The organism is Staphylococcus warneri (assembly GCF_900636385.1).
Taxonomy (GTDB): Bacteria; Bacillota; Bacilli; order Staphylococcales; family Staphylococcaceae; genus Staphylococcus; species Staphylococcus warneri.
Window position 1 is genome coordinate 2,379,507 of the sequence record NZ_LR134269.1, and the last position, 26,264, is coordinate 2,405,770.

A 26,264-nucleotide genomic window follows, 5' to 3' on the forward strand; every position below is an offset into this window, starting at 1 on the left:
CTTTCTATCTATTGATATCTCGATTACTTTGAATAGATGCGTAAATATTTTCTAGACTTGCATAACTAAAATCACCAAATATATTGTGTTTATAGCTCATGTTATAAATACCGAATTCAACAATTTTTTCTAAATTCCATTTCTGCATAATCCCATAAATGACACCTACGCTAAATGCATCCCCAGTTCCTAATCTATCCAAAATATCAACATCCAAAGGCTCAGTTTTTGCTAATTGATCCTTTGTAGATAGAAATCCTTGTAAGCGGTTTCTTTTATGGTTAAAAATTTTTCTTTGTACAAACGCAATATATTGAACATTGTACTTCTTATGGATTTGAGTTAAATATGGTCTTATGACATCAATATCTGTCATTCTATCTAATCCATCTTTTTGGTCGTGACCTTTGTCATATGGCAATGCTATCGGTTCATAACCAAAAACTAAATCCACATCATATAATATGTCTGACATTTCTTTTCTGGCCGTATCAAAGTCCCATAGTGCTGCTCTAAAATTCAAGTCACAACTTACAAATAGACCTAATTCTTTCGCAACTTTGACTGCTTTTTTCAAAAATAATAATAATTCTTGATTCAATCCTGCTGTGATACCAGTAATATGAAACCAATCATGACCTTTTAAAATTGATTTGATATCATCATCTCGATGATAAAATTGACTAAATGTACTCATTTGACGATCATAAATAAGTCGATTTGCACGCTGAGCATACCCGCTTTCGATATAATATAGGCCCAATCTGCCTTCCTTTTGACTCATATGCTCAGTATTGACATCATATCGCTTTAAATTTTGAATAATTTGATTACCTAAATCATTATCAGGTACAGCACTAATCATCGACGTTTTGACACCTAATCCTGATAATCCTATCGCCACATTCATCTCTGCGCCACCGTAATTAATATTAAAGGATTGTGCTTGATTAAACGTTTGGTGATTAGGTGTACTTAAACGCATTAGAATTTCGCCAAATGTGATGAATGACATACCATCACCCTCTTATTGTTTTGAATTTTCCGACAAATTTTTCTGTGTTCTCTTTAATTACTGAATCATTTCCATCTTTTGCATTTTTCATTAATGCACTACCGATACCGACCGCAAATGCACCTTTACGATACCAATCCTCTAAATTATCTAATGACACACCACCTGATGGCATGAGTTCAATTTGAGGAATAGGTCCATGCACATTTTTAATAAAGTTAGCACCTAATAAATCACCAGGGAATAACTTCACTAAATCTACACCTGTTTCCATGGCTTGAACAATTTCTGTTACCGAACCACATCCAGGTAAATAAGGTACGGCGTAACGATTACACATTTTTGCAATCTCTGGATCAAAATGAGGACTTACCACATATTCTGCGCCATTTAAAATAGCTAATCGGGCAGTCGTACTATCTAACACCGTTCCTGCACCAATGACCACGTTTTCGTCTATTACATGTTGACTTAAATGTTGAATCACTTCTTCTGCTTGTGGTGTCGTAAAGGTAATTTCAATGTTATATATACCGCCATCAATCATATGTTCTACAGCTGCAATTGCATCTGCTTTACTTTTGCCTCTGACAACAGCAACGAGATAATTATCATGTAAACGATTTAATGTCTGCATTTTTTTCATTTACTCAGCTCCTCGCTATTTTTAATTGTTTTCTTCGCCAACCCAACTTCATTATATTTCCAATTAAAAAAACGTTAATTCAGTGTAAAAAGGTCTGAATTGACAAAAAAATAAAACCCTTTCATACAATCTTTAATAAGAGTTGGTATCAAAGGGTTTCTAAAATCTATTCAATTTTGCAGTGTATCGCAGTAATACGTAAGTTATCATGTACCAAATTACACTTAAAAAGTATCATTTAACATGATTTTTTGTAATTTTTTAAACTCTTTTATAAAATTTTGACATCAATTTTCAAAATCAGGGCCATTTTCAAAATTTTCTATGACTTGAGCTAGTGAAATCTAAAAATGAGTGATAATTTTAAAATGTAATGTAAAGGTCATAGTAAATCGTAATCCATTATTTTAAGTCACCTTTTCATTACTATAAGATTTCTTATATTCTAAGGGCGACTGTTGGTACTGTATTTTAAAACATTTTGAAAAGTAACTTTGCTGCTTGAAACCTACATAACTGGATATTTCTTCTACAGTCATGGGCGTATTAAGTAGTAAATCTCGTCCCTTTTCAACACGTAGTTGCATAATATATTGAGATAAAGACTTTCCTGTTTCTTGTTTAAATAATCTTGAAAGATAGGATGGCGCCAACCCTACTAATTCAGCCAATTCTTCTAGATGTATAGGATGGTCCAAATTAATCTTAATATGTTGAATGACTGTGTTGATATTAGAACTATAATTTAATGATTTAACTTTTAATGCCGTTTGCGCATAATCAAATATCATTCGTTTCGTAATAATTTCTAAAGTTTCAACATCAGTAGCGTCATCAATTTCAGCTGCATAATTAGCAGATATTTCATTGATGATGAGTAAATTCACATCTGCTTTTTCAATACTTTTACGACACAGTGTGTTAAGTAGATATGCTTTATATTTATGGTTTAATAAATCATCTTTAACACGCCTAATTCCTGCAACTGAAACATTCATTACAGAAAATAAGTTGAGTGCTTCATCGACATTGCCATTTTGAATAGCAGTTAACATTTTATTCTCATTGTCATAACATATTTTAATCTTGTTAAATGTATACTCATATTGCTCTTTATCTTGCGCATGTGATTCTGTATTACGATGAAAGCTAAAATCAAGTGTCTCAACTTTATAATGTACGTTTCGATTTTTTAAATATCGTACGGTTAAATGTGCCATTTTCAATGCTTGACTGTACGGGCAAACAGGTATTTGTAATAAATATTGTTTTAATATCGATAATTTAGAATATTTAATTTGTACTTGTTGTAACATTTCGTGGCATCTTTTTTCATTTGGTCGTTGATGAAGAAACGGACCAAGTATGACCACTCGATTATATTTTCTGTATTTAAATAGCAAAAAATTAACATCAAATTGATTCACATAATGATAAATACGATCGCTGTTCATATTTTCTAAAAGTTTCTTTAACTCTACTTTGTATTTTTTACTTTTAGTATTTGTAAATGGCGACTTTAAGTGATTACTAATATTTTTTATATCTGATAACTCGTAATGATTTAAATCAATCATTAATAATTCAAAAGCATGTACTTTTAATACATCAAAGATTTGTTGATTTAACATAATGATCACCTTCACTTAAGACTATAAACCGTACAGAAAGGATTGAAAAACTTGAATTATTCATTAGAAAATTTTCAACCTCAACATGACTACCTTATTTGCGTAGATTCAGATGGTTGTGGCATGGATACAATGACAATCAAACATGAACGTGCATTTGGACCTGCCTTATTAGATATTTGGAATTTAGATGATATGAAAGAACAAGTTTTAGAGCGTTGGAACCAATTTAACCTATATGAAATCACACGTGGGATTAATCGATTTCAAGGTTTGGAAAAAATGCTCACAGAACTACATGAGCAAGGTCGCACTGTTGATGGTTATCATGATATTAAAGAGTGGGTCGATCATACTTCAACATTCTCAAATCCACAATTAGAACAAGATATGAAAGCGCATCCACAAAAGAAAGGACTTCGCTTAGCTTTAGACTGGTCAAACCGAGTTAACGAATTAATCGGTCGATTACCTAGTTTAGGCGCATTTGAGAATGTGCATTCAACTTTAAAACATGCACATCACGATGCTGATATTGTTATTGTATCATCTGCAAATTTAAAAGCGGTGGAAACTGAATGGACTGAACACCATCTAACACCATTTTTAACTAGTATCTTCGCACAAGAGGTAGGTACTAAAAAACATTGTATTCAACAACTTAAACAACACTATAAACCAGATCATATATTAGTTCTTGGAGATGCAAGAGGCGATTTACAAGCTGCCCAAGACAACCAAGTTTATTTCTATCCTATTTTGGCTGGAAATGAAGCAACATCTTGGTCTAACTTAGATCAAACCTACCTTAAACTATTTATCAATAATCAGTTTGATAATACTATTCAGGACCGTGTAATTCAACAATTTTATAATAATTTTGACTAAAGGAGCGTTGTTATAATGGTAAATGTAGACTTAAAAGCTAAACCCTATTATCTTGATGATCAACAAATTGAATGGGTAGAAAATACGTTATCTCAGCTCATTGACGAAGAAAAAATAGGACAATTATTTTTCAACTTATTTTCTCTAGAAGAAGATGGAGATTTTAATAATAATGACCTTACAAATAAAGATATTTTAAATCAGTATCATATAGGTGGTGCACGATACCAAGGCGGTAATAAGCATCAAGTTCAAAACCTTCTCAACGACTTACAACACAATAGTAAAGTACCGTTATTAATAGCAGCAAATTGTGATTCTGGTGGTAATGGTGCATGTAAAGATGGGACTTATATTGCCTCTGCAGCACAATGCGAAGCAGCTCAAGATACGAAAGTTGCTTATCATGCAGGCTATGTATCAGGTCGAGAATCACAAGCTTTAGGTGTTAATATCAACTTCGATCCTTGTGTAGACATTCTTCAAAACTGGCGTAATACTATCGTTAATACTCGCGCATACGGAACAACAGCTGACACTGTAATTAAATATACTAATGCTTTCATCGAAGGTTTTAATGAAACTAAAGATATGATTACTTGTATTAAACATTTCCCGGGTGATGGTACTGAAGAACGCGATCAACACCTTGTATTAGGTGTTAATGAAATGACACCTGAAGAATGGGATCAAAGTTTCCGTAAAGTGTATACCAACCATATCGATAATGGTGTAGAAATGATTATGTCTGGACATATTGCTTTGCCACATTATTCTAAAAAATTAAATCCAAAATTGCATGACGAAGATATTTTACCTGCATCATTATCTAAAGAACTTATCACAGATTTATTAAAACAAGATTTAAACTTTAATGGATTAGTTGTAACAGATGCAAGTCATATGTTAGGAATGACAGCTTCAATGAAACGTGAGGACTATGTACCGTTAGCTATCGCAGCTGGTTGCGATATGTTCTTATTCTTTAATGATATAGAAGAAGACTTCAATTTCATGCTTCAAGGTTACCGTAAAGGCATCATTACAGAAGAACGACTTAACGATGCGGTTAAACGTATTTTAGGCCTCAAAGCTAAAATTCATTTACATGATAAACAAGCACAAAACACGTTAGAAAAAGAAGAGGCTGCATTAGATGTCATCGGTTGTGATGAACATATAGACATGCAAAAAGAAGCTGCCGATTTAGGTATTACATTAGTTAAAAACACGCTCAACCAGTTACCTATTCGTCCAGAAACACATAAAAACATCCAACTTTATGTCATTGAAGGCGAAAAAAATGGTATTTATAAATCTGATGACTCAGTGACTGATCATCTTGTAAGTATATTAGAAAATAAAGGCTTTAACGTTACAGTAAATGATGGTTCAACACGAATTAAAGGTAAAACATTAGATTACCGTGAAAGGGTAGATGCAGCATTAGTATTCGCTAATATCGTTGGATATGCTGCAGAAAATAATTACCGCATCCGTTGGTCAACTGCAATGAGTAATGAAATTCCATGGTATGTTCACGAAGTACCTACTGTTTTCACATCACTCAACTTCACTACGCATTTACACGATGCAACAATGGTAAAAGCGTATATTAATGCATATCATTCAAACAAAACAAGTTTAGAAACTGTTATAGACAAAATCATGGGTAACTCTGACTTCAAGGGTAAACCTAATGATTTAGTTTGGACTAATAAATGGCAAGCTAAGTTATAATAGCATATGATGAACCCCCATATAGCACATAGAGATACTAGCTAAGTTATCTTCATGTCTATATGGGGATTTATACTTTAATAACTTACTTCAACGTTGTTACTATTACATAATTGACGATAATCGTCATATTGTATGTTTTTTCCAATTAACACGAGATAATTGGGGACTTCTTTTTCAAATGCTATTGGTGTTAATTCAAACTGATCTTGCATATATTGAACTAAATAAGTATGTGGTTGGTCTATAAATTGAATAAATCCTTTCATACGATAAATATTTGACGGTAAGGCGTCTAAATAATCTATAAACTGTAGTTTGTTACATTTCACTGGTACATCAATGTATTGATGATGAATGCCTTGATGTAGCGATTGGTGATTTGCTTTACTTTTTCTCGTCTGAATATTGTCATCGGTAGTTTGTGTAAACTTAGGCAAAGTGATTCGACCATACATCCCCACTTGAATATCCGCTTCAGGATTGATGATTTCTAATTCTTTTAATAATTGGCTCGTTACATTCACATGTGTTAAATCTATTTTATTCACAAATAAGTGAGAGCAATGGCTCAATTGTTCATAAAACAAACCTTGGATATCTTTTGGATAAGATTTTAACGATTGATACATATGTGCATCTACAATACCAACCATGTATTTAATCCTAGTAAATGGTGCTAAGATGGGTGTTAAACATGCATCTACAACTGCCAATGGTTCTGCTATCCCACTGCATTCAATAAAGACAATATCAGGTTGATAGTCTAAATAGAGTTGATGCAATTGATCTGAAACATCTGCTTTCATTGCACAACAAATACAGCCCTCAGTAAGCTCATTTAAAGGGATCTCTTGATCAATTAATTGACCATCCACACTTCGCTTACCAAACTCATTCATAATTACTGCTGGTTGCAGCCCTTGTGTCACCGCTTCGGACACGAGATGGTTCAATAATGTAGTTTTACCACCACCTAAAAATCCTCCTATGATTACAATATCCATCCTAGCCACTCCTTTTAACTCATAACTGTTATAAGCTTTGCAATCATTGCAATAATGATAACCACACTTAGTGATGTCACCATTTGTTTCGCTATTATTTTAAATCCTTCATTCAATCCAAGTTGTTTAAATACCATGGTCATCGTGACAGAGCATGATGTAAATGTGGAACTCAAAAAGACTAATAACAATAGTTGTATGATAGATAATTGTTGAATGTAAGCACCCTGATGCATATTAAATAACAACATGCCATCTTTTCTAATCATGGAAAATAAGATACCTGGAGATAATTCGTTGGGAATACCTAAATACATCAATATTGGCATGAACACATGTGAAATGAGCGATAGAACGGGTGTTAAGGAAATGATACTAACAATAAAACAGATTGTGATAAAAATAGGCATAGCTTGAATGACAAACATGCAAATATTATCCCAAATTTGTTGACTCAATTGTCGCACTGAAGGTAAGTGAATGGTGGACTTTTTAACAGTTTGAATTGCAAAAGGGTGATGATTTGTCCTCATCCATAATCGATTATGTATGATGCCGCCCACCAATACTAATATTAAATAAGGTATAAAAAGCCAAGAATGCCCTGCTACGCTAAATATAGATAGCGTCGCTCCTATTTGGTAACTGCATGAACTTCCAAAACTAATCAAACTCATGCACTGTGTTTTGGTACAAGCATGACATTGATGGCCTGCTTGTGTAATAGCCGCAGCATTACATCCAAATCCTTCTAATAAAGGAATGATATCTTCTCCATTTAATCCAATGCGTATCATCGTCGGTTCAATTGCCCAAGTAATCCAATCCTTTAAATGGCTTTGTTCAACGATGGCTGAAGACAAACTGATTAACACCACTACAGGTAATGCCCATACAAATGAATATGTTCCTAGCGATAACACACCATAATCTCCAAAGAAAATGTGCTGCATGATACCATTTTGGAAATATTCGAATGAACCTAAAAAAGTAATGCAATGTTCGACATAATGACTTTGTAGCCAATCTGAAAAGTGATACGCCATGCCAATAGGCAATGCGAACATGATTAATATAATCAACCAGCCAAGTACCATTTGTAAGATATTAGGTGTTTGATTTTTGCGCTCTTTCTGAAATTGCTCAAGTTGTTGAATAACGTAGTGACTATATTGAGAACTAGACACTACACTTTCCATTAAAGATATATCCAATTTATTCCTGATAATCGTTGATTTCAATAATGCCTTTTCTGCAGATGTCAGTCTTGATATATGCTGAAGTGTTAAAAGATGTGTGTCTTCTGGAATTGGATCATAATAACCCCGTTTTAAATCATATTTCACTTCTAACATGAACATGCCACATCACAACAAGTATAATCATCTAAGTACATTTGATTCATTTGATATGATTCTATCATTTGATGATTGACCGGTAAGCCTTCCCTCTGTGCAAGCTCATGTGCTAATACAGCAAATCGTGCTCTGAATTTATAGATATAACATAACTTGGCATGATCATTTTCAACTGTAGCACCTATTAAGAAAATATTAGGATAGCGTGTCGACTCATCTTGAAGCGTTAATTTCACATCTTGCTTTGTCGTTTCGAATAATTCTTGAACGATAGGGTTTTGTGTTACATCAAATCCGGTAGCAAGAATAGGTTCATTCACAGTTTGTACTTCATGACCATTTTCAAAATAAATAATGTACCTACCGTCTTGAAAGTTAATATCTGAAACACTATAATGCACATTCATTTCTATCAATGCACCTTGTTGAATTGCTTGGCTTAGGCGTTGGTGTGTATAAGGTGACAACCTTACACTAGGATCAGCGTCCTCATCATTAAGGCCCGTCGTACGTGTATACAACGAAATGGTAGATTGATTTTTAGCTAATTGAATCGCAGCATCAAAACCACTTTCATTACCACCAATCACAACATAGTCTCCCTTATCGAATTCGTTGAAGTCAGTCACCTCACTATAATGAATACCATACTTAAATGGTTTGTTAGGAAATTGAAAATCACCAGTCGCTACAAAAATATAATCTGCCGTGTAATCACCTTGAGTTGTCTTGATGAAATATAGACCCTCTTCCATAGAGACTTGCGTTACAGCAGTGTTAGTTTGAATACTGATACCATAGTGATAAGCCACAACTTCTAAATATTTCGCATACGTTTCCCCAGATACATGTTCCTGGTTAAAAGTGAACGCAGGTGACGTCTCTTTAGAAATAGCATTCATATCTGGCATACCAAATCCATTAGATGTAAACGATGGCGTAATGGTACGAGTTGACTTAGGCCATTGTTTAAATGATGAACCTATCTCTTCTTTTTCTAATATTAAAAAATCATCTATACCAAAATCTTTCAATGTGATAGCCATGCCGATACCCGCAGCACCTGCGCCAATAATGACTACCTTTCGATGTTGTTGCATCATTAAACACTTCCTTGAGATATTTATCTTTAGGTTTCAAATCGAAATAATTACGATTTATAAATTATAGACCTATTCTATTACAAATTCAATACGTCTCTCACGTCTTTTGTTAGTAATGAACATAAATAACCCAATACTAAATCCACTAGTAAAGTAAATTTAGTATTGGGTGATATTATTTGTAGACACTTTTCAGTTATTTAATTCAAATGAATCATCGTATAAATTTGAGATAATTGAGTCTCCGTGTCACTATGACTTAAATTGATAAAATATTTGTGTTGCCATTGTTGTGCTTTTAAAGCAGTTACATTTAAATATGTTTCCCAATCTGGATAAACACGAAATGCCATTTTCCCTTTGTGATGATTATCAGTTAAAATGCCATGATTTAACAGTGTTTCTTTATCGAAAATAAATATGCCTTTACGTGTTTGATCGTTTACATAAATCATTAAATAATCACTCATTTGGTCAAAATGTAATGGGGTATTTTGATGATTAGAATCTTTTTCCCACAAAGTGACAAAGTAACCCTTTTTCTTTGGGGTCTTTTTAGCCAAACGGCTCTTGAAACGATATTCAAATAATTTAAATTCCAATGCTTCATATTCGTGGTTCCACGTTTCTCGTTCAACTGTATCCAAAATGGCGGTCTGATATATTCGTTCTAATTCATTTAATATCACTATAGATTGAAGTAATTTAAGATTTTTTACCATGTGATTGACCCTCATTCTGTTTATTTATTTCATTGCTTTTATAAAGTAAATACCCTGCGTTTATTATTGCCACAATAGCAAATGCAATAGCTAAAATTAAATGATTATCAATCACACCTAAAGCAACAACAAACATTAACAATATATTTAGTAGATTAGAAATCATAAACCCTTTATTTTCCATTTTTAAAACCCCTTTGTTCTATTAATCATTCATAAATAATAATGCCCTTATCAGTAGTTTCAATTTCTGAGTTTTTTGGAGTTTGAATCATTTTAAGAACCCAATAAAAGTCTCCAACACAACTACCAGCATGTAATGTAGCCAAAATAAAAAAGAAAAACTTTGGTAATATACCTAAATAAAGCGTAGTAATTAATATCACTGTTATAATTATAAATGGTGCGATAGCACTAATTAGAAAAGTCATAGGTGTAAATTGTCCACCAGGTATAGCACAATAAATCATTCCACTAGAATATCCAAAATGAACTTTGTGTCTAGGTGAAAATATTTTGAAAAAAACACCGTGAATACATTCGTGAATTGTAAAAATTAAGAAATATAAAATAATAAAAAGTACAATATTACCTATAATTGATTGAAATATATATACAGTATTAGTACTTCTCTCTATAATCCAAAAAATAATACCAAAACCAATAAATAATAAAATCATGTATTGAGAAAACTGTTTCATTAATTTAGGATTATCTAAAATATCAATGCGTTGCATGAAACCACCTCTTTTGAATATATTTATATTTCGTTGATATATGTAATATACAATATATATGTCATTTTGACAAATATACTTGTCAAAATGACGTTTATCATATACATTAATGTTAAGGAGTTGATCAACTTGAGAAATCGAATTAAAGAATTACGAGCAAGAGATGGATATAATCAAACTCAATTAGCTAAGAAAGCTGGTATATCAAGACAAACCGTCTCTTTGATAGAACGTAATGACTTCACACCTTCTATACTTACAGCTATGAAAATCGCTCGTATATTTAATGAACCCGTAGAAAGTATCTTTATCATCGAGGAGGAAGATTTATGAAAGTAGGACGCTATCTATTACTTATGATTATAGGTGGAATTATAGGTGGATTAATCGTTGAACTTTTTGACATTATTAATCAATACAACTTATTCTCTAAGTTTCATTTTAAAAGTAGCATGTTAATTATTAGTATTACCTTAATAACAACATTTTTTAATATCTTTCTTACGTTATTATTATTAAAATACCAAAAAGATTCACTTCGTTTGAAATCAAAATCGATAGAATTTGAGGATGAAGACATTGCTGATACATATGAGCGTAAAGCAAATTTAAAATATCTATCTGTCAGTTTTATATTCTATCTAGAAATACTAATAAGTTTTTTAACAATCTTTATACTAGCACTAGGCAATATTTCAGATAAATACTTATTTCTATCTATTCTTCCATTTATAGTTACAGCCATTCCTGCTATTATGATAGGATTATTTGTTAGAAAATTTGATGATCGTTACCCAAAAATGGGGGAAGAAAAATATACAGAAAAAATAATTGAAATTATGGACGAAGGTGAACGCCATATCAACTTTCTTACCATTTACAAACAATTTTTTATGAATATCGGACTACTCCTTATTAGTGTGATGTTTTTAGGTATATACTCAATCATTTCTAAATCAAATCAATCTGTAGGAATAATTATTCTTATCATTTTATTTATCTATAATGCCTTTGGTTATCTATCAAAAGTTCGTAAATTTTATAAATCTTAAATCCATAATTTTATACCTATCATATATAGAAAGAGAGGATGTAAAATGACTTCACTTTTAAATGTTCAATCACTTAATAAATCTTATAAAGACTCAGATTTCCATCTACACGATATTAACTTTTCAATTTATTCTAATGAGGTAGTGGGCTTAATCGGAAAAAATGGGTCTGGAAAATCTACACTGATTAACACCTTAGTAGGTAACCGTCATTTAGACTCTGGAGAAGTAACATTCTTCAATAAAGCAAGTTCAAATGAAGAAGAATACAAAGAGCATATTGGCGTAGTCTTTGATGATTTACGTGTACCTAATAAATTATCTTTAAAAGAAATTGATAAAATATTTTCAAATATCTATCAATCTTGGGATAGTAAGACATTTCATTCAATCATAAATTATTTTGAATTACCTTTTACTAATGCAATTAAAACATTTTCAAGAGGAATGAGAATGAAAACTGCATTATCTATTGCATTAGCTCATGACACTCGATTATTAATTCTAGATGAAGCAACAGCAGGTATGGATGCATCAGGACGTGAAGAAGTGATAGAATTACTTGAAGATTTTACAGCTAAAGGGAATGCTATTTTACTAGCCTCACATATATCTGATGATATGGAAAAGCTTGCTTCAAAGCTTATATTTATGAAAGATGGCAAAATTATACTAGAAGAAAACAAAGATAATTTACTTAATAATTACGGCATTGTTGAAGTTCCTCAAGTTGATTTTAATGTTCCCACAGAGATGATTATAGCTTCACGTGTTCGTCAAAATAAAATCATTGCTTTAATCAACAATTATCATCAAATTAAAGACGCTCACCCCTTAACAAATATAGACGATGCAACAAAAATTATTATGCGAGGTGAACAGTAATGAAGGGATTTTTATTAAGTATATTTTATACTTCAAAAAAGACACTTATTAGCTATTTTATAGTATCTATTGTAGTAACTGTCATTTTTTCATTTCTTAATCCTTTAATGACTTGTTTTATGCCAATGGTATTTTTGCTTTCTCCAATCACTGACAATATTAAACACGAAAAAGATTCTAAATGGATGTACTATGTTTCTGTTTTCCCAAAAGGAAGAAATATATATGTTAATAGCTATTATGTTGCTTTCTTATCTTTAATACTTACCGGATTATTGGTAGGCCTTATATTTACAGCAATTTTCACACAAAATATAAGTATGATGTTATTATCTGCCTGTATAGGCATAGGCGCAGTAGGAACCTATTCTATTGTTTTTCCACTAACATTTAAATTTGGATCTGAAAATTCTAATGTCATTTTAACAACATCATCAATTATATTAATATTAAGCTTTTTTGTTGTATTGTATGGCCTTTTAATGCCAAACATGATGGATTCTGACTCATTCGCAACCGCCATTGCAACTTTTCATAACGTGATAGTTGGCATTGGTTATGCGCTATTTGGATTAATTATTCTGGCTATAACCTACTTTCTTTCTATGAAAACATTTAAAAAGCAAGATTTATAATTCATATTATTTCCCCGGTGATTAATTTAAAATCGCCGGGAATTTTATTTCCATAATATCGTCTATCATTTGATAAACAATTTGATTTATCCCTCTTATTATTAATACTTTTTAGATTATTTATACCTGTAGATTCATTAGTTAAATAATTTTATATTTAATGAAATAACTTTTAATTGTTAAAACTTAAATATTTTTGAAAATGAAGAATAATTTTAAGGAAAATAATTATTTTTTATTAGGTATGGTGTATAATGGAATTGTACATGTAAAATAACTATTATATAGGAATAATAAAATTTGGGGGCTTCAAATGAAAAATCATTTATTTAAGGTAAATCAACGTCAGCGCTATGCTATTCGAAAATTCTCTGTAGGAATTGGGTCAACACTTATTGACGTCACTCTATTTTTAGGTATGCAAAATCACGCACACGCTGCTGAGAATTCAGAATCAAAAACACAACAAAATACTGAAGAAAACAATGCATCTTCTACACCTAATCAACAAGCGACATCGCCCGATGCTAAATTAAACACAAACAACACTTCAACGGTATTGAAACACGACCAAAATCAAAGTCAGACTAAACCTGTTCAAACTAATGATTCACATATCACATCTGATATGCAAAACCAACAAACAAGTCAGATGACTAAAACAACACAACAGTTGAATTCAACTCAAGATCAAAATCAAAACAACCAAACAATTAATAAAAAGCAAACACAAAATGAAGCTAAATTTAACGCCACAGAAGCACTTTCTAAACAAACTTCACAACAAGCCAACACTCATGTAGAACCATCACAAGCTCAACCTTCTGTACCTCAGTCAAAGACATTCAATACTCAATCAACACAATCACAAACACAACATCATATCGTTCAACGTCAATTTGTTAAACCTGTTTCTAGAGCTTATGTAGCAAATAATGGCATTGTAAATGTTGATGATGACTCATTTACATTTACTGATTTAAAAAATGCTTTTAATGATGCCAATGTGAGCCAAATTAATTTTAATTCTGATCATCAATTTGAGTTTACTGAAGGTTTAAAATTGAATCGCGGTCTCATCATTAATGTCGCAAACGGTAAAAAAGTAGATTTTAATGCTGCACCTGGACAAGCACAGAAACTTATCGGTATTGATGCATCTCTTGGTAATGGTCAAGCGCTAACAATTAACAACGATGGTCAGTTAAATTTCAATAACTTCAATAAAGGTATCGCTGTTCATGGCGGAGATTCAACTACTCAACTTAACATTAACGGTGGCGAAACAAACTTTAATAACTTTAATCAGTCTGGTATTGATGCTAGTAAGAAATTTGCTGGTGAGATTTCAATTCAAGATGCTCATATTAATACCAATTCCACAAGAGATTCTACGGGATCAACTTTACTATTAGGAGATAGTTTTGATTCAAAATTAAATGTAAATCATTCAACTCTCAATTTGGTTAACAATGGCGATAGCCCTACGAGTAATGCGATTGAATCTAATGCTGGTATAGTGAATTTTAATGATAGTAACATTTACTCTTCTTCTCGAGCACATTACAATTTCAATATTTTTAATCCAGATCATCGACGTGGGGATCAACAAGTTAATTTCTCAAATACTGATTTAAAAGTGAATACCCCTACAGATGCTAATCCATACAAATCTATATGGATATTCAAAGTGCCAGTAGACGCAGTAGGTATTAACTCTGAATTTACACATTTTAATGTAACGAATAATAGTACTATTTCACAAAATATAAATGGATTCACAGGTGATGAAAAAGGTATCGAATTAGAACATTCAACGTTAACTGTTGAAAACGGTACACTTGATTTACGTAGTGTTGGATTTGATAAAGGCTCATCGTTAAATAGCAGTCTAGCATGGCCTTCATTAATCGATATCAAAGATGATTCCAAAGTCACAATTGATAAATTTCATGATTTACCAAGTAATTCAAATGTTTCTACTGATTTCCCTAAAATAATAATTAGCGGTGGATCTGTTAGCCTACCTTTAGATGAAAAAGGTAATGCTCAAGTTCCTACTGGGACTCAAATTGTTAATGAAAATGGTGAAGTTTTAACTCATTTCGCAATTGATAAATCGAATTTAGACAAAAATGTAAACAATAAATATGATTTAACCATTACGAGTGACCCTAATGATCCAATCAATCACCCTGAATATAACTATGGATTAAATGAAAATAAATTACATGATCAAACGGCACATGTATGGGCACCAGCTGTGACAGTTGATTTCTTTAAAGATAAAAATGATGCACAAAATAATCAAAATAGTATAACTGAAGACCACGTCATTACACCTAGAGGGAATACAATTGGTTTAGTAGATAAATCAGCTCCAACTACATTGGATGGTAATCCGGTCAAATGGTTCTATTCAGATAATGATCAACCATATAGCGATGGGGATAAAATTTTAAAAGATACAAAATTATATCCAGTCATTCAAATGATGCCATTAAACGATGCTCCAACCATTACAACATCTCCACAAGTCATTCATGAAGGTGATCATAATTTTGAAGTGATAAAAGTAGTTACAAGTGCTACTGATAAAGAAGACGGAGATTTAACTAACAAAGTTGAAATTATTGATAACGGTGGTTTTAATGCTGATGTACCAGGACAATATACGATCACAGTTAAAGTAACAGATAGCGAAGGAGCTTCATATATTACTACTGAAACAGTAACCGTGATTCCAGTCGATAGTGATTCCGATAGTGACTCGGATTCGGATAGCGACTCGGACTCTGACAGCGATTCCGATTCTGATAGCGACTCTGATTCGGATAGCGACTCGGACTCTGACAGCGACTCGGACTCTGATAGCAACTCGGATTCGGATAGCGACTCCGACTCTGATAGCGACTCTGATTCTGACAGCGACTCGGATTCCGATAGTGACTCTGATTCCGATAGTGACTCAGACTCTGACAGCGATTCTGACTCTGACAGTGACTCGGATTCCGATAGTGACTCGGATTCTGACAGTGACTCGGATTCCGATAGTGACTCGGATTCTGACAGTGATTCGGATTCTGACAGTGACTCGGATTCTGACAGCGATTCCGATTCCGACAGTGACTCAGACTCTGATAGCGATTCCGATTCCGATAGTGATTCTGATAGCGACTCAGACTCTGACAGCGACTCCGAAACTCATAAGGATGTAGAACATCATTCTGCATTACATGCCGATTCACATCATCACACAGATAAACTGCCTGAAACTGGTCAACAAAATGAAGCTTCAAATACGACCTTATTGGGAGGTATCTTGGCAGGTATTGCAAGTTTACTCTTATTAGGTAGAAGACGAAAAAATCAAAAATAGTCATCGCGTACTAACTAAATAAAAATAAGACTAGGTAATTATTTATGGCTTATGCACATATATTCACAAACTAACACTGAATATATAATGTATAATCAATAATTATCTAGTCTTTTTCTATTTATGATTGCCATTCTGATTTTAATAAACTATAAACAAAACTATCTTTAAATTGACCTTGTACTTTTTCTTCGCTTCTCAGTCGACCTTCTCTTGTAAAACCTAATCGTTCTGGTATCGCTTGGCTTTTTTTATTTTCAACTGATGCTCTAATTTCCACACGATTTAACTTTAATTCATTGAACGCATAATCAATCAATGCTTTAGTACACTGTGTCATGATTCCTTTTTTCTGATGATTTTCACCTAAATAATACCCAATTGATGTTTTCTTGTTTACATTGTCAATATAGTGTAATCCAATCACACCAACCAATTGGTCTTCTATCCATATGCCGCAATGAAAACCATTACCGGAGGCAAATTGGCGTAACGCTGCTTGAATAAATTTTCGACTATCTTCAACTTGGTTAGTATAAGCTACAAATGGTAACCATTCTGCTAAATATGACCTCGATTGATCAACAAGATTAAATAACGTATCCGCTTCTCTCTCTTCTAATATCTTTAAAGTTACGACTTCATTTACTTTAAATCCAAACATGCTTTACACCCCATTTACATTATTGTCACACAATTCTGTTAATTATCAACATAATAACACACGTTGTGGATAAATTACAATCAATCCCCAACCCTTGATATGCATCGTTTTATCAAATTGTTAATTCAAAATTATCCACAACATCTAAACTTATCCACGAAAAAAGTCTCTATCATTGACTCACCTTTTTTACAAAGTTTTAGTCAACGATAGAGACCCTTTATTGATACTTAATTGGGAAATGTCCCTGGATTAAATCCACTTTCCCATTTATCGAAAGGCCAATACCTAAACATCACTTTACCGACAATTTGCTTTTTATCAATCAGACCAACATCTTTATATCGGCTATCATTACTATTTTGTCTATTATCACCTAATACAAGATATTTATCTTCAGGTATTTTAGCCTTCCCATTCGCACCATTAAGTGTTTTGGAATTAAAATCTTCTGTTAAATACTTACCATTTTTATACTTTTTATTTTCACTCAAATAGGGTTCTTTAACTTTTTTATCATTAATATACAATTGATCTTTCTTATATTTAACCGTATCTCCTGGTTTACCAATCAATCGTTTAATATAATCGCTTTTAGAATTAGCATGAAAAATAATGACATCACCGGAATCAATATGATTCAATGTCTTAGATATTTTACTAACTATCACTTTATCTTTATCTTCAAAAGTAGGATGCATCGATTCTCCTGAAACAGTATAAGAAGTACCGATAAATACTGTGAGAATGATAGCGATAATAATACCTATTGCTAATGCAACAATCCACTCGATCATTTCTTTTCCCATAGAAACTCCTTAACTACAAATGATTATTTATTGAACAACACCATTTTTAATTTTGACGTGTTGCCCTTTTTGAATTTTGTCGTATTGCTTTTTGGGTACAACTACAACACGTTTACCTTGTTTCGTATCAACTGTTACTGTGTATAATTTTTCATGGTCTTTCATTTGATGTTTCAACATGTTCATTTGATATTGAACATTATTTTTCTTTTCCTGACTGGCTTGAGATGCTGAAGAAAAGAGATACAAATATAACCAATTATTATAAAATGACGTCGACATAAATTGAGTTTGATATGCTGCACTTGAACTATAAGGACGTCTTGGACTTACTAATGATTTGGTACTCGAGTTATTTTTATATTGTTTGCTTTGTGCTGACTTAGATTGGCTTGATTTAGCTGCTTGTTGAGACGCTCGTTGACTTGATTGTTGAGCTGCTCGTGATGCATTAGCTGCACTTGAACGGCTCATAGAGGAACTTGATGATGTTGATGAAGCACCTCTTGATGAAGCTGATGACGAACTAGATGATGAGCTACTAGAACTACTAGAGCTAGAACCACCTGAAGTACTTGCCGCATCTAGTTGAGTAGACAAAGCAATTGTTGTGATAGTTACAAACGTAATGGTTATTAAACTAAATTTACATAATAAACGCTTCATAAACTCACCTCTATTTATTTAGATACTTCATCCTTAGATACTGCTTTACCTTCTGTTTCATCATCGCCGTACATCATATATGGTGGACGATAAACATGAATCTTTTTACCATCTTTAATCATATATGGTTTCTTATTGCCATCACTTAAGATATGTTCGTAAACATGATCTAAAGTTGTTTTTTCCAAATGGGATTTCCCTTTACTATCTTTATATTTGATTTCAACATTTGGCGTATCTTCATCACCATCATTTAATACTTCGTAGTATTCGTATTCATATTTATCAGATTTTTTACTTTCTTTGGAAGGCTCTTTTTGTTCACCATTACCTCCACAACCAGCTAAAGTTAAACATAATAAACATGTGCTCAATAATAACAAAATCTTTTTCATGAACAGATACTCCTTTCAAATTATAAATATGTAAAACCAATTAATTATATGATTACATAACTTAATTAAATATTTCAATTACATTTACAAAAATTAAATGATTAATTCTAATTTTTTATACGTATTTTTGAATATCACAAATGATTCCCATCAACCACTTTAACCTTTCAAAGCTGTAAGTTTAGGGCGATGATTTGTAAGATTAGATAAAGGCTAGAATGACAGATCACTTCTAAAATAAAGATATAAGCAAATAAGGAGTGATAACATGTCAATCTTACAGGTCAATCAATTATCAAAAATTTATGGCAAGAAGAAGCAATATCAAGCACTTAAAGATATTAATTTTTCAGTTGAAAAGGGTGAATTTATTGCCATTATGGGGCCATCAGGATCCGGTAAAACAACCCTTCTAAATGTCTTAAGTTCAATTGATACTATTTCGAGTGGTTCTGTGATTGTTGACGGTCACAATATAACTCAATTAAAAAATAAACAACTTGCACAATTTCGCAAGACGTCATTAGGCTTTATCTTTCAAGATTATAGTGTTCTACCAACGTTAACAGTTAAGGAAAATATTATGTTGCCTTTATCTGTTCAACAACATAGTAAGAAGGAAATGGAGCAACATTATAAAGAGGTTACTGATGCGTTAGGCATTTATGATTTAAGCCAAAAATATCCAAATGAAATATCTGGTGGTCAACAACAACGTACTGCAGCTGCACGTGCATTCGTACATCAACCTAAAATCATTTTCGCCGATGAACCTACTGGTGCGCTAGACTCTAAAAGTGCACAAGATTTATTAAATCGTCTTGAAGAAATGAATCGAAAATTTCAATCCACTATCATAATGGTCACACATGATCCAGTTGCAGCTAGCTTTGCAAAGCGTGTCATTATGTTAAAAGATGGCAATATTCATTCTGAAATTAACCAAGGAGAAGATAGTAAACAAGCCTTTTATGAAAATATCATTCAACTTCAATCTTCTTTAGGTGGTGTGACTCATGTCATTTAATCAAATCACACTTAAAAATTTGCGAATGAATATCAAACATTATGGTATTTATTTATTTTCATTGCTTTTAAGTATCATCTTGTATTTTAGCTTTACCACTTTGCAATTCACACACAGTATTAATAATAACAATGCTTTGGCAATTATTAAAAAAGGCGCCTCTGTGGGGTCAGTATTTCTATTTATCATTATCGTGATTTTCTTGATGTACGCGAATCATTTATTTATTAAAAGGCGTACACAAGAGTTTGCCTTATTTCAACTTATAGGCTTAACACGTAGTAATATTTTAAGAATGCTATGTATTGAACAACTAACAATATTTCTAATCACTGGTGTACTAGGTGTGATGATAGGCATATTTGGTTCTCAACTTTTATTGTATATCGCATCAAAATTAATGCATTTAACAATCAAATTGACTATTGGTTTCGAACCTATGGCTTTATCTTTAACATTATTGCTATTAATCATTGCTTTTACACTTATCTTATTCCAAAGCTATATATTCTTAAAAAAGCGTAGTATTTTAGCTTTAATGAAAGACCGCCGTCAGACTGAGGCCACTAAAGTTAAAATTACCTTTTTAGAAGTAATTAGCGGATTGTTAGGTATTGCGATGATTGTTTTAGGTTATTACATGGCTACAGAAATGTTCGGTACTTTTAAACAATTAACATTATCTATGACATCACCGTTTATTATATTATTTCTAACTGTCGTAGGTGCTTATTTATTTTTCCGAAGTACTGTGTCACTGATTTTTAAATCAATTAAACACTTTAAACATGGCCATGTCACTATTACAGATGTCGTATTCACCGCTTCAATAATGCATAGAATGAAGAAAAATGCGATGTCTCTAACTATTATTGCAGTTATTTCTGCTGTTACCGTTTCTGTACTTTGTTTCGCTACAATTACACAAGAAAATAGTAACAATACTTTTAAATCTATAGCACCTCAAGATTTTAACTTATCAACTGAAAAGCAAGCTCAATTATTTAAAAAACAATTAGAGAAAAATCATATCAACTATCATACCAAAACGTATGAATCCATATCTCCTAAATCAGTAAAAGATAAGGTTTTGACATTAAAAAATGATAGTAAAAGTATGGCAATACAAAACGTGCTTGTACCAAACGACAATCTGAAGGGTACTGACGCAATTATTACAAATACGAAAAATACACCTGGTATTATGGAGATTCATATTAATCAAACGGTAACTGTAAAAGGTAAGCAACAACAAACTTTTAAAGTGACTAAAGAGGATAAAAATAAAATACTGCCACTTGATCTCACATCTAATATGCCAGCTATTGAAGTCAGTCGTGCCGAATTTAATAAATTAAAGACAGTTGATATCACACACAATATATACGGTATTAGTCTTGACCATCATCAAGATATGAAACAAGCCACACACATTGCAAGGTCAATTGATCCTAATATTCAATCACAAAATGAAATTAAAAAGGACTTAGATGCGACCAATGGTATTTTAGTATTTGTTACATCATTCCTCGGTTTATCATTTTTAATTGCTGCGGGTTGTATTATTTATATTAAACAGATAGATGAAACTGAAGATGAAATTGATCATTTCCGTATATTAAATCGCATAGGCTTTACTCATCGTGACATGTTAAAAGGGCTAACTTTAAAAATCATTTTCAACTTTGGCCTACCACTCATTATCGCATTATTACATGCTTTATTTGCTGCAATTGCTTTTATGAAATTAATGGGAAACGTGTCATACACTACTATCATTATCGTGATGATTGTGTACACGATTGTCTACTTTGCATTCGCACTAATAGGATTCTTACATTCTAGTCGAGTTATTAAAAAAGCAATTTAGTCATTATTTAAATAAAAAACATAAGGAGAGATTTATCATGAAATTTAAAGATTTAATTAAACAATCATACGAGGATTTGAAAAATTTAAACGTCAATGTATTCAACGTTATTATGTTAACGTTAATCGTTATTGTATTAAGTAGCGCTTTAACACCGATAGCCGGTATCCCAATTGGATTACTAGGTGGCGCCTATGTCTTAAAACGTCGTGATGAAAAACAATAAATAAAGTAGAACAGTGTGTGCCCAATATTGAGCACACACTATTTTTTTAATGTTTTATACCATCTATGTCTTCAATTCTAATTAAATTATTGATAATTCCTAAATAAAATTGACTTAATTCTTCACCTATACGTTTATAATCTGTTGCATCTAATCCCACAAAATCTAAATGATCCCAACCATTCATCACTGGTTTGACCTGCCAAATACCTTTATCTGTAGTTGGGGAAGTCATCCCTACCGTCTTAGCGGCTTGATTTGTAGGGAATAATGAAGATGACACTGGCACAATACCGTCATTTTTTCTTACATTTACATTATCATCTCTACCAATTAACCTACTTGTTAAATCAAATAAGAAAAATTGTCTAATATTAGGATTTTCATTACCTAATGGTCCCGTATGTGTATCTAATCCCGTATAAGATGTATATACAATATTAGGATTAAGTGACGTCATCTGATTTAGCTTCTCTGAACCTTCAGTCGTTAAATCATAGACTGCACTATCTTGAGTCTTCCAAATCTTACTATTCGCAACGCGTTTCACATAATCAATATAACTTTCATCTGGACGTTGTTTGAATCCCCATTGTGAAAATCCGAGATCAATATGAGAATATTTATTTCCACTTAAGCGACCTATTCTATTAAATACACCTTTTACAAAATCAGTATTACCAAGTTTATCTGCAGCTGGTGTGCCATTATGTGGTGTCGCTAAAGTTGTGATTGATGAAATCATATTATCTTTCCCACCTGTAAATAAAGGAGAAATCTCACCACCATGTGCTTTTTGATAATCTATTTCTTCTTGATTACCATGTCTTAAAAAATGCTCAAGCAGACGTATCGTTTGACCGCCCATACTATGACCTATTAAATGAATCTTTTTACCTGGCTGCCAATCTGGCATAATCCCTTGATAAAATTTACCATATCTATCATGTCCTGTTTTAGCAGCATGTGCTGCACCATAATCTACTTTTCCACCTTTAATATAATGATACAGTTCTACAGCGCGGTCATAGTTACTACTAAAAGCACCGACACTCGCTTCATGCACGTCATAACCTAGTTTCTCTAATCGTTTCTTAACTGGGAATTTCGTACCACCCCAATAATTAGGATACAAAGCTGGTGCATTGTCACCCACTAACCCTAAAAATCCATGTACTAGCACTACCGGATATTTGTTTTTATATTGATTACTTTTGATAGTAGCTTCATCTGTATTTTTAGGTTTAATATTCTGATTTGTAGTTTGTTGTTGTGTTGGTTTAGTAGAAATATTTGTGTTAACTTTTTGACCTGGAGTTGAATGGGATTGGGTCTTTAATGAATGCGGTTTATGTTGTTGGCTGTGTGACTTTACAGAAGTTGTGTTGTCTTTACTTTTATTGTTACTTTGCTGCTTGGTATCTTTTTGCTCAATTGGCTGGTTATCTAATTTTTCTTTTACATCATTTCGAGATTGTAATTGTTGGTTATCTTTTTGTGGTTTAACATCTAGACGTTGCTTTTGTTGTTTATTATTTGATGAATTAGGATGTTCTTTTTGGTTTAATTGCGAATTGTTAGATTGTTTATTATCAACCTTCTTGTTTTTATCTTGATACTGATCTTGAATACGCTTATGATTATCTACTTTTTCAATTTTTTCTGGTTCGGTATTAGGTGTTTTGTCATCACTAGGTTGCTGTTTGTTATGACTTTCCTGATTATTAATGGAGGGCTCTTTTGAAGAGTGATTAGCCGTCTGATTAGAAGCAGGTTGTTCCTGTTTTTCAACTTGTTCTGCTTGTGTTGAATTCTCTATTTCCTTATTTTCGGCTTTTGAGGATTGTTGCTCATTTTGTTGAGAATAAGACTGCGCGTCGTCTACTTTATTAATATTTTTGTCGATTTCCGATTCTTTTGAAAACACATTAGCATCTTGGTCGGAAGGCTTTGAGTGAGAAAGAACTGATTCTTGTGATAAGTGGGAGGATTGTTGCTCAGCAGCTTGAACGTCATGTTCTGAAACAAAAAATGTAATACCAGCTACAATTGATACAACACCTATTGTAAATTTTCGAATACTAAACTGTCTTTTAGAATTATTATTTTTCAAAAAAATCACCTCTATAAGTATTTCCCTCACTTATAGATTCAAAAAAATAACTGTTAATTAATTTTATCATATAATCCTTAAACATCTTTAATTTTTTATTTACATTTTGGTAAAGTTTTTTATTAATTTTATACTATATAGATTGATAAATTAGATAACTAATGGTTATGTTTGTTATATTGAAAATATCTTTCTAATTTAAGGAGTTCCTTTCATGGATCAATATCAAGAGTTATTCAATAATCCTAGTGGTTTTATATTTATACTTTTTATCTTCTATTTAATAGCAAGTTTATTTTTCTTTACCTTAACTGTATTTATTGGATTGAAACTTGTATCGTTTAAAGAAAAAATCTTAACAATCGTTATTTTAACTACTGTATTGACCCTTACTTTAACAGGTCTTTCATATGTCATTATTAATTAATAAAAAGGGGCACCGATATGATGGTGTCCCTTTATTTGAATATTTTAAATGGCATCAATCTTAATAAAATTTTACCATTATGATTATGTTTGTCTGTTAATACTTTCACTATGGATTGTGCGCCTTCATTTACTGAACGCATTAAAAATCCTTTTTGATGATTATTCAGGTCTGTCGTAATACCTCCGGGCATTACACCAAATATTTCAACCGGTATTTTATTTTTCTTAAAATGTCTACCGAATAATTTAATCATCGAATTTAATGGAGATTTAGTTGCAATATAACTAAATGGATGGAAAAAGCTATTAGGATTCAAAGGTATCGTTAAATTTAATATTCTTCCGTGATTTTTAGCTAAAATAGGTGTAAATGTCTTAATCATTTCGAAATTACCAAAGAAATTGACCTCTGCCAGTTCCCTTAATTCATCAAGTTCAACATCCAGTGGTGATGCGTTCATATTGCCTGAAATACCCGCATTATTAATCAATGCTTTCAAATCAGAATGTTGTGTTGCTATATAATCAGCGGCTGCATGTATGGTATCAATATTATTTAAATCAATTTGTATCCATTCAGCTGTTATACCTTTATTTTCGAGTGTCTTAACGGCAGCACGACCTCTTTCTTCATTACGTGCACCTAATAATATCGTCCAACCTTTGTCACCTAGTTGTTTTGCCGTTTCAAAACCAATCCCCTTATTTGCGCCAGTTATTAATACTTTTTGTCTCATATATATACTCCTATTAATATGTCTTATTGTTAATCCCACTATACAATATTGATACTTTTAAATCACATTATTTCCTTTTATTCATAAATTTACAATTGGTGATTAAAGTAATTAATTGAAATAAATCAATTTATTAGGTTCTCTCATTAGTAATTGCTAAAATGCTAAAAAAGGAGGTAATAATTATGGAAGATAAAAGACTATTTTATAACCAACCTGGTGTTGTTATTAAAATGAAAGCTAAGGAAGGTAGAGGTCAAGAATTGTTCGATTTATGTTTAAAAGCTAAACATTTAGAAGAATTGGGCATCGATGATCCTACTGATTGGGTTTTATGTCGTTCAGATGAAGATAATGATGTTTTATTAGCCTTTGAATTTTTCAGAAGTGATGAAGCTAAAGACAATCACTACTCTAAACCTAGTACTGAAGACGAAACAAATGAGATTATGGAATTATTAGCAGATATTCCTCAACGTATAGACACACACATTGTATATTCTAGCGAAACTGAAAAATAACTCATTTTA

27 protein-coding genes are annotated in these 26,264 nt (G+C 32.1%); 12 read left to right on the plus strand and 15 right to left on the minus strand.

Annotated elements, in window-relative coordinates:
• Positions 1–4: 4 nt before the first annotated feature.
• The 3 genes from EL082_RS11625 to EL082_RS11635 all read right to left on the minus strand — a co-directional run bounded on the left by EL082_RS11625 (position 5) and on the right by EL082_RS11635 (position 3,292).
• A complete protein-coding gene (locus EL082_RS11625; RefSeq protein ID WP_103286118.1) occupies positions 5–1,015 on the minus strand; it encodes a sugar kinase in 1,011 nt (336 codons plus the stop codon).
• Between the two features lie 4 nt (positions 1,016–1,019).
• Positions 1,020–1,661 carry a bifunctional 2-keto-4-hydroxyglutarate aldolase/2-keto-3-deoxy-6-phosphogluconate aldolase gene (locus EL082_RS11630; protein ID WP_049416640.1) on the minus strand — a complete coding sequence of 214 codons (642 nt, stop codon included), beginning with the start codon at positions 1,659–1,661 and terminating at the stop codon, positions 1,020–1,022.
• 407 nt (positions 1,662–2,068) lie between these two features.
• Positions 2,069–3,292, minus strand: coding sequence for an AraC family transcriptional regulator (locus tag EL082_RS11635; RefSeq protein ID WP_049416638.1), 1,224 nt, complete (start codon positions 3,290–3,292; stop codon positions 2,069–2,071).
• 51 nt (positions 3,293–3,343) lie between these two features.
• Between EL082_RS11635 and EL082_RS11640 the strand changes: the two genes are divergently transcribed.
• Together EL082_RS11640 and EL082_RS11645 are read left to right on the plus strand one after the other, a co-directional pair.
• Positions 3,344–4,180 carry an HAD family hydrolase gene (locus EL082_RS11640; protein ID WP_015365412.1) on the plus strand — a complete coding sequence of 279 codons (837 nt, stop codon included), beginning with the start codon at positions 3,344–3,346 and terminating at the stop codon, positions 4,178–4,180.
• 15 nt (positions 4,181–4,195) lie between these two features.
• Complete coding sequence (locus tag EL082_RS11645; RefSeq protein WP_049416637.1) at positions 4,196–5,920, plus strand: glycoside hydrolase family 3 N-terminal domain-containing protein; 1,725 nt, start codon at positions 4,196–4,198, stop codon at positions 5,918–5,920.
• A 77-nt stretch (positions 5,921–5,997) separates the two neighbouring features.
• Here the strand turns inward: EL082_RS11645 and EL082_RS11650 are convergent, their stop codons facing one another.
• From EL082_RS11650 to EL082_RS11675, 6 genes are all read right to left on the minus strand, one after another.
• A complete protein-coding gene (locus tag EL082_RS11650; RefSeq protein WP_049416635.1) occupies positions 5,998–6,927 on the minus strand; it encodes a CobW family GTP-binding protein in 930 nt (309 codons plus the stop codon).
• 14 nt (positions 6,928–6,941) lie between these two features.
• Positions 6,942–8,282, minus strand: a complete 1,341-nt coding sequence (locus EL082_RS11655) for a nucleoside recognition domain-containing protein (RefSeq protein ID WP_049416633.1) — start codon at positions 8,280–8,282, stop codon at positions 6,942–6,944.
• The gene (locus tag EL082_RS11660) at positions 8,276–9,385 is read right to left on the minus strand and encodes an NAD(P)/FAD-dependent oxidoreductase (protein WP_103286130.1); all 1,110 of its coding nucleotides are present in this window, start codon (positions 9,383–9,385) and stop codon (positions 8,276–8,278) included. The genes EL082_RS11655 and EL082_RS11660 overlap by 7 nt, the downstream gene beginning before the upstream one ends.
• 203 nt (positions 9,386–9,588) lie before the next feature.
• The gene (locus EL082_RS11665; RefSeq protein ID WP_049416632.1) at positions 9,589–10,110 is read right to left on the minus strand and encodes a MepB family protein; all 522 of its coding nucleotides are present in this window, start codon (positions 10,108–10,110) and stop codon (positions 9,589–9,591) included.
• The gene (locus tag EL082_RS11670) at positions 10,094–10,294 is read right to left on the minus strand and encodes a hypothetical protein (RefSeq protein ID WP_049416629.1); all 201 of its coding nucleotides are present in this window, start codon (positions 10,292–10,294) and stop codon (positions 10,094–10,096) included. The genes EL082_RS11665 and EL082_RS11670 overlap by 17 nt, the downstream gene beginning before the upstream one ends.
• 25 nt (positions 10,295–10,319) lie before the next feature.
• Positions 10,320–10,847 carry a DUF3267 domain-containing protein gene (locus EL082_RS11675; RefSeq protein WP_049416628.1) on the minus strand — a complete coding sequence of 176 codons (528 nt, stop codon included), beginning with the start codon at positions 10,845–10,847 and terminating at the stop codon, positions 10,320–10,322.
• 129 nt (positions 10,848–10,976) lie between these two features.
• On the opposite strand from EL082_RS11675, the gene EL082_RS11680 reads away from it, so the two are divergent.
• The 5 genes from EL082_RS11680 (at position 10,977) to EL082_RS11700 (ending at position 16,798) form a co-directional block, all read left to right on the plus strand.
• A complete protein-coding gene (locus tag EL082_RS11680) occupies positions 10,977–11,180 on the plus strand; it encodes a helix-turn-helix transcriptional regulator (RefSeq protein ID WP_049416627.1) in 204 nt (67 codons plus the stop codon).
• Positions 11,177–11,899 carry a DUF3169 family protein gene (locus EL082_RS11685; RefSeq protein WP_002466345.1) on the plus strand — a complete coding sequence of 241 codons (723 nt, stop codon included), beginning with the start codon at positions 11,177–11,179 and terminating at the stop codon, positions 11,897–11,899. The genes EL082_RS11680 and EL082_RS11685 overlap by 4 nt, the downstream gene beginning before the upstream one ends.
• Positions 11,900–11,944: 45 nt before the next feature.
• Positions 11,945–12,784, plus strand: coding sequence for an ABC transporter ATP-binding protein (locus EL082_RS11690; RefSeq protein ID WP_002466312.1), 840 nt, complete (start codon positions 11,945–11,947; stop codon positions 12,782–12,784).
• A complete protein-coding gene (locus EL082_RS11695) occupies positions 12,784–13,419 on the plus strand; it encodes an ABC-2 transporter permease (protein ID WP_002466347.1) in 636 nt (211 codons plus the stop codon). The genes EL082_RS11690 and EL082_RS11695 overlap by 1 nt, the downstream gene beginning before the upstream one ends.
• Before the next feature lie 313 nt (positions 13,420–13,732).
• The gene (locus tag EL082_RS11700) at positions 13,733–16,798 is read left to right on the plus strand and encodes a YSIRK-type signal peptide-containing protein (RefSeq protein WP_103286117.1); all 3,066 of its coding nucleotides are present in this window, start codon (positions 13,733–13,735) and stop codon (positions 16,796–16,798) included.
• Between the two features lie 121 nt (positions 16,799–16,919).
• Here the strand turns inward: EL082_RS11700 and EL082_RS11705 are convergent, their stop codons facing one another.
• The 4 genes from EL082_RS11705 to EL082_RS11720 all read right to left on the minus strand — a co-directional run bounded on the left by EL082_RS11705 (position 16,920) and on the right by EL082_RS11720 (position 19,332).
• The gene (locus tag EL082_RS11705) at positions 16,920–17,462 is read right to left on the minus strand and encodes a GNAT family N-acetyltransferase (RefSeq protein ID WP_103286116.1); all 543 of its coding nucleotides are present in this window, start codon (positions 17,460–17,462) and stop codon (positions 16,920–16,922) included.
• A gap of 230 nt (positions 17,463–17,692) precedes the next feature.
• Positions 17,693–18,271, minus strand: coding sequence for a signal peptidase I (gene lepB / locus EL082_RS11710; RefSeq protein WP_049416620.1), 579 nt, complete (start codon positions 18,269–18,271; stop codon positions 17,693–17,695).
• Between the two features lie 27 nt (positions 18,272–18,298).
• Positions 18,299–18,937 (minus strand): hypothetical protein, encoded by a 639-nt coding sequence (locus EL082_RS11715; protein WP_103286115.1) that lies wholly within the window; start codon positions 18,935–18,937, stop codon positions 18,299–18,301.
• Between the two features lie 14 nt (positions 18,938–18,951).
• Positions 18,952–19,332 (minus strand): hypothetical protein, encoded by a 381-nt coding sequence (locus EL082_RS11720; protein ID WP_103286114.1) that lies wholly within the window; start codon positions 19,330–19,332, stop codon positions 18,952–18,954.
• A gap of 268 nt (positions 19,333–19,600) precedes the next feature.
• On the opposite strand from EL082_RS11720, the gene EL082_RS11725 reads away from it, so the two are divergent.
• The 3 genes from EL082_RS11725 to EL082_RS11735 are packed head-to-tail and all read left to right on the plus strand — an operon-like array spanning position 19,601 to position 22,455.
• Positions 19,601–20,359 (plus strand): ABC transporter ATP-binding protein, encoded by a 759-nt coding sequence (locus tag EL082_RS11725; protein ID WP_002466310.1) that lies wholly within the window; start codon positions 19,601–19,603, stop codon positions 20,357–20,359.
• Complete coding sequence (locus EL082_RS11730) at positions 20,349–22,229, plus strand: FtsX-like permease family protein (RefSeq protein ID WP_103286113.1); 1,881 nt, start codon at positions 20,349–20,351, stop codon at positions 22,227–22,229. The genes EL082_RS11725 and EL082_RS11730 overlap by 11 nt, the downstream gene beginning before the upstream one ends.
• A gap of 37 nt (positions 22,230–22,266) precedes the next feature.
• A complete protein-coding gene (locus tag EL082_RS11735) occupies positions 22,267–22,455 on the plus strand; it encodes a VraH family peptide resistance protein (protein ID WP_002451605.1) in 189 nt (62 codons plus the stop codon).
• Between the two features lie 46 nt (positions 22,456–22,501).
• Here EL082_RS11735 and lip read toward each other — a convergent pair whose 3' ends face one another.
• Complete coding sequence (gene lip, locus EL082_RS11740; protein WP_103286112.1) at positions 22,502–24,568, minus strand: YSIRK-targeted triacylglycerol lipase; 2,067 nt, start codon at positions 24,566–24,568, stop codon at positions 22,502–22,504.
• A 214-nt stretch (positions 24,569–24,782) separates the two neighbouring features.
• Here lip and EL082_RS11745 point away from each other — a divergent pair, with 214 nt between their 5' ends.
• Positions 24,783–24,995, plus strand: coding sequence for a hypothetical protein (locus EL082_RS11745; RefSeq protein WP_103286111.1), 213 nt, complete (start codon positions 24,783–24,785; stop codon positions 24,993–24,995).
• Positions 24,996–25,026: 31 nt separating this feature from the next.
• On the opposite strand, the gene EL082_RS11750 is transcribed toward EL082_RS11745, so the two are convergent.
• Entirely contained in the window at positions 25,027–25,734 is a 708-nt protein-coding gene (locus tag EL082_RS11750; RefSeq protein WP_103286110.1) for an SDR family NAD(P)-dependent oxidoreductase, read from the minus strand.
• A 185-nt stretch (positions 25,735–25,919) separates the two neighbouring features.
• On the opposite strand from EL082_RS11750, the gene EL082_RS11755 reads away from it, so the two are divergent.
• The gene (locus EL082_RS11755; protein ID WP_002466328.1) at positions 25,920–26,255 is read left to right on the plus strand and encodes an antibiotic biosynthesis monooxygenase family protein; all 336 of its coding nucleotides are present in this window, start codon (positions 25,920–25,922) and stop codon (positions 26,253–26,255) included.
• The last annotated feature ends 9 nt before the right edge of the window (positions 26,256–26,264 follow it).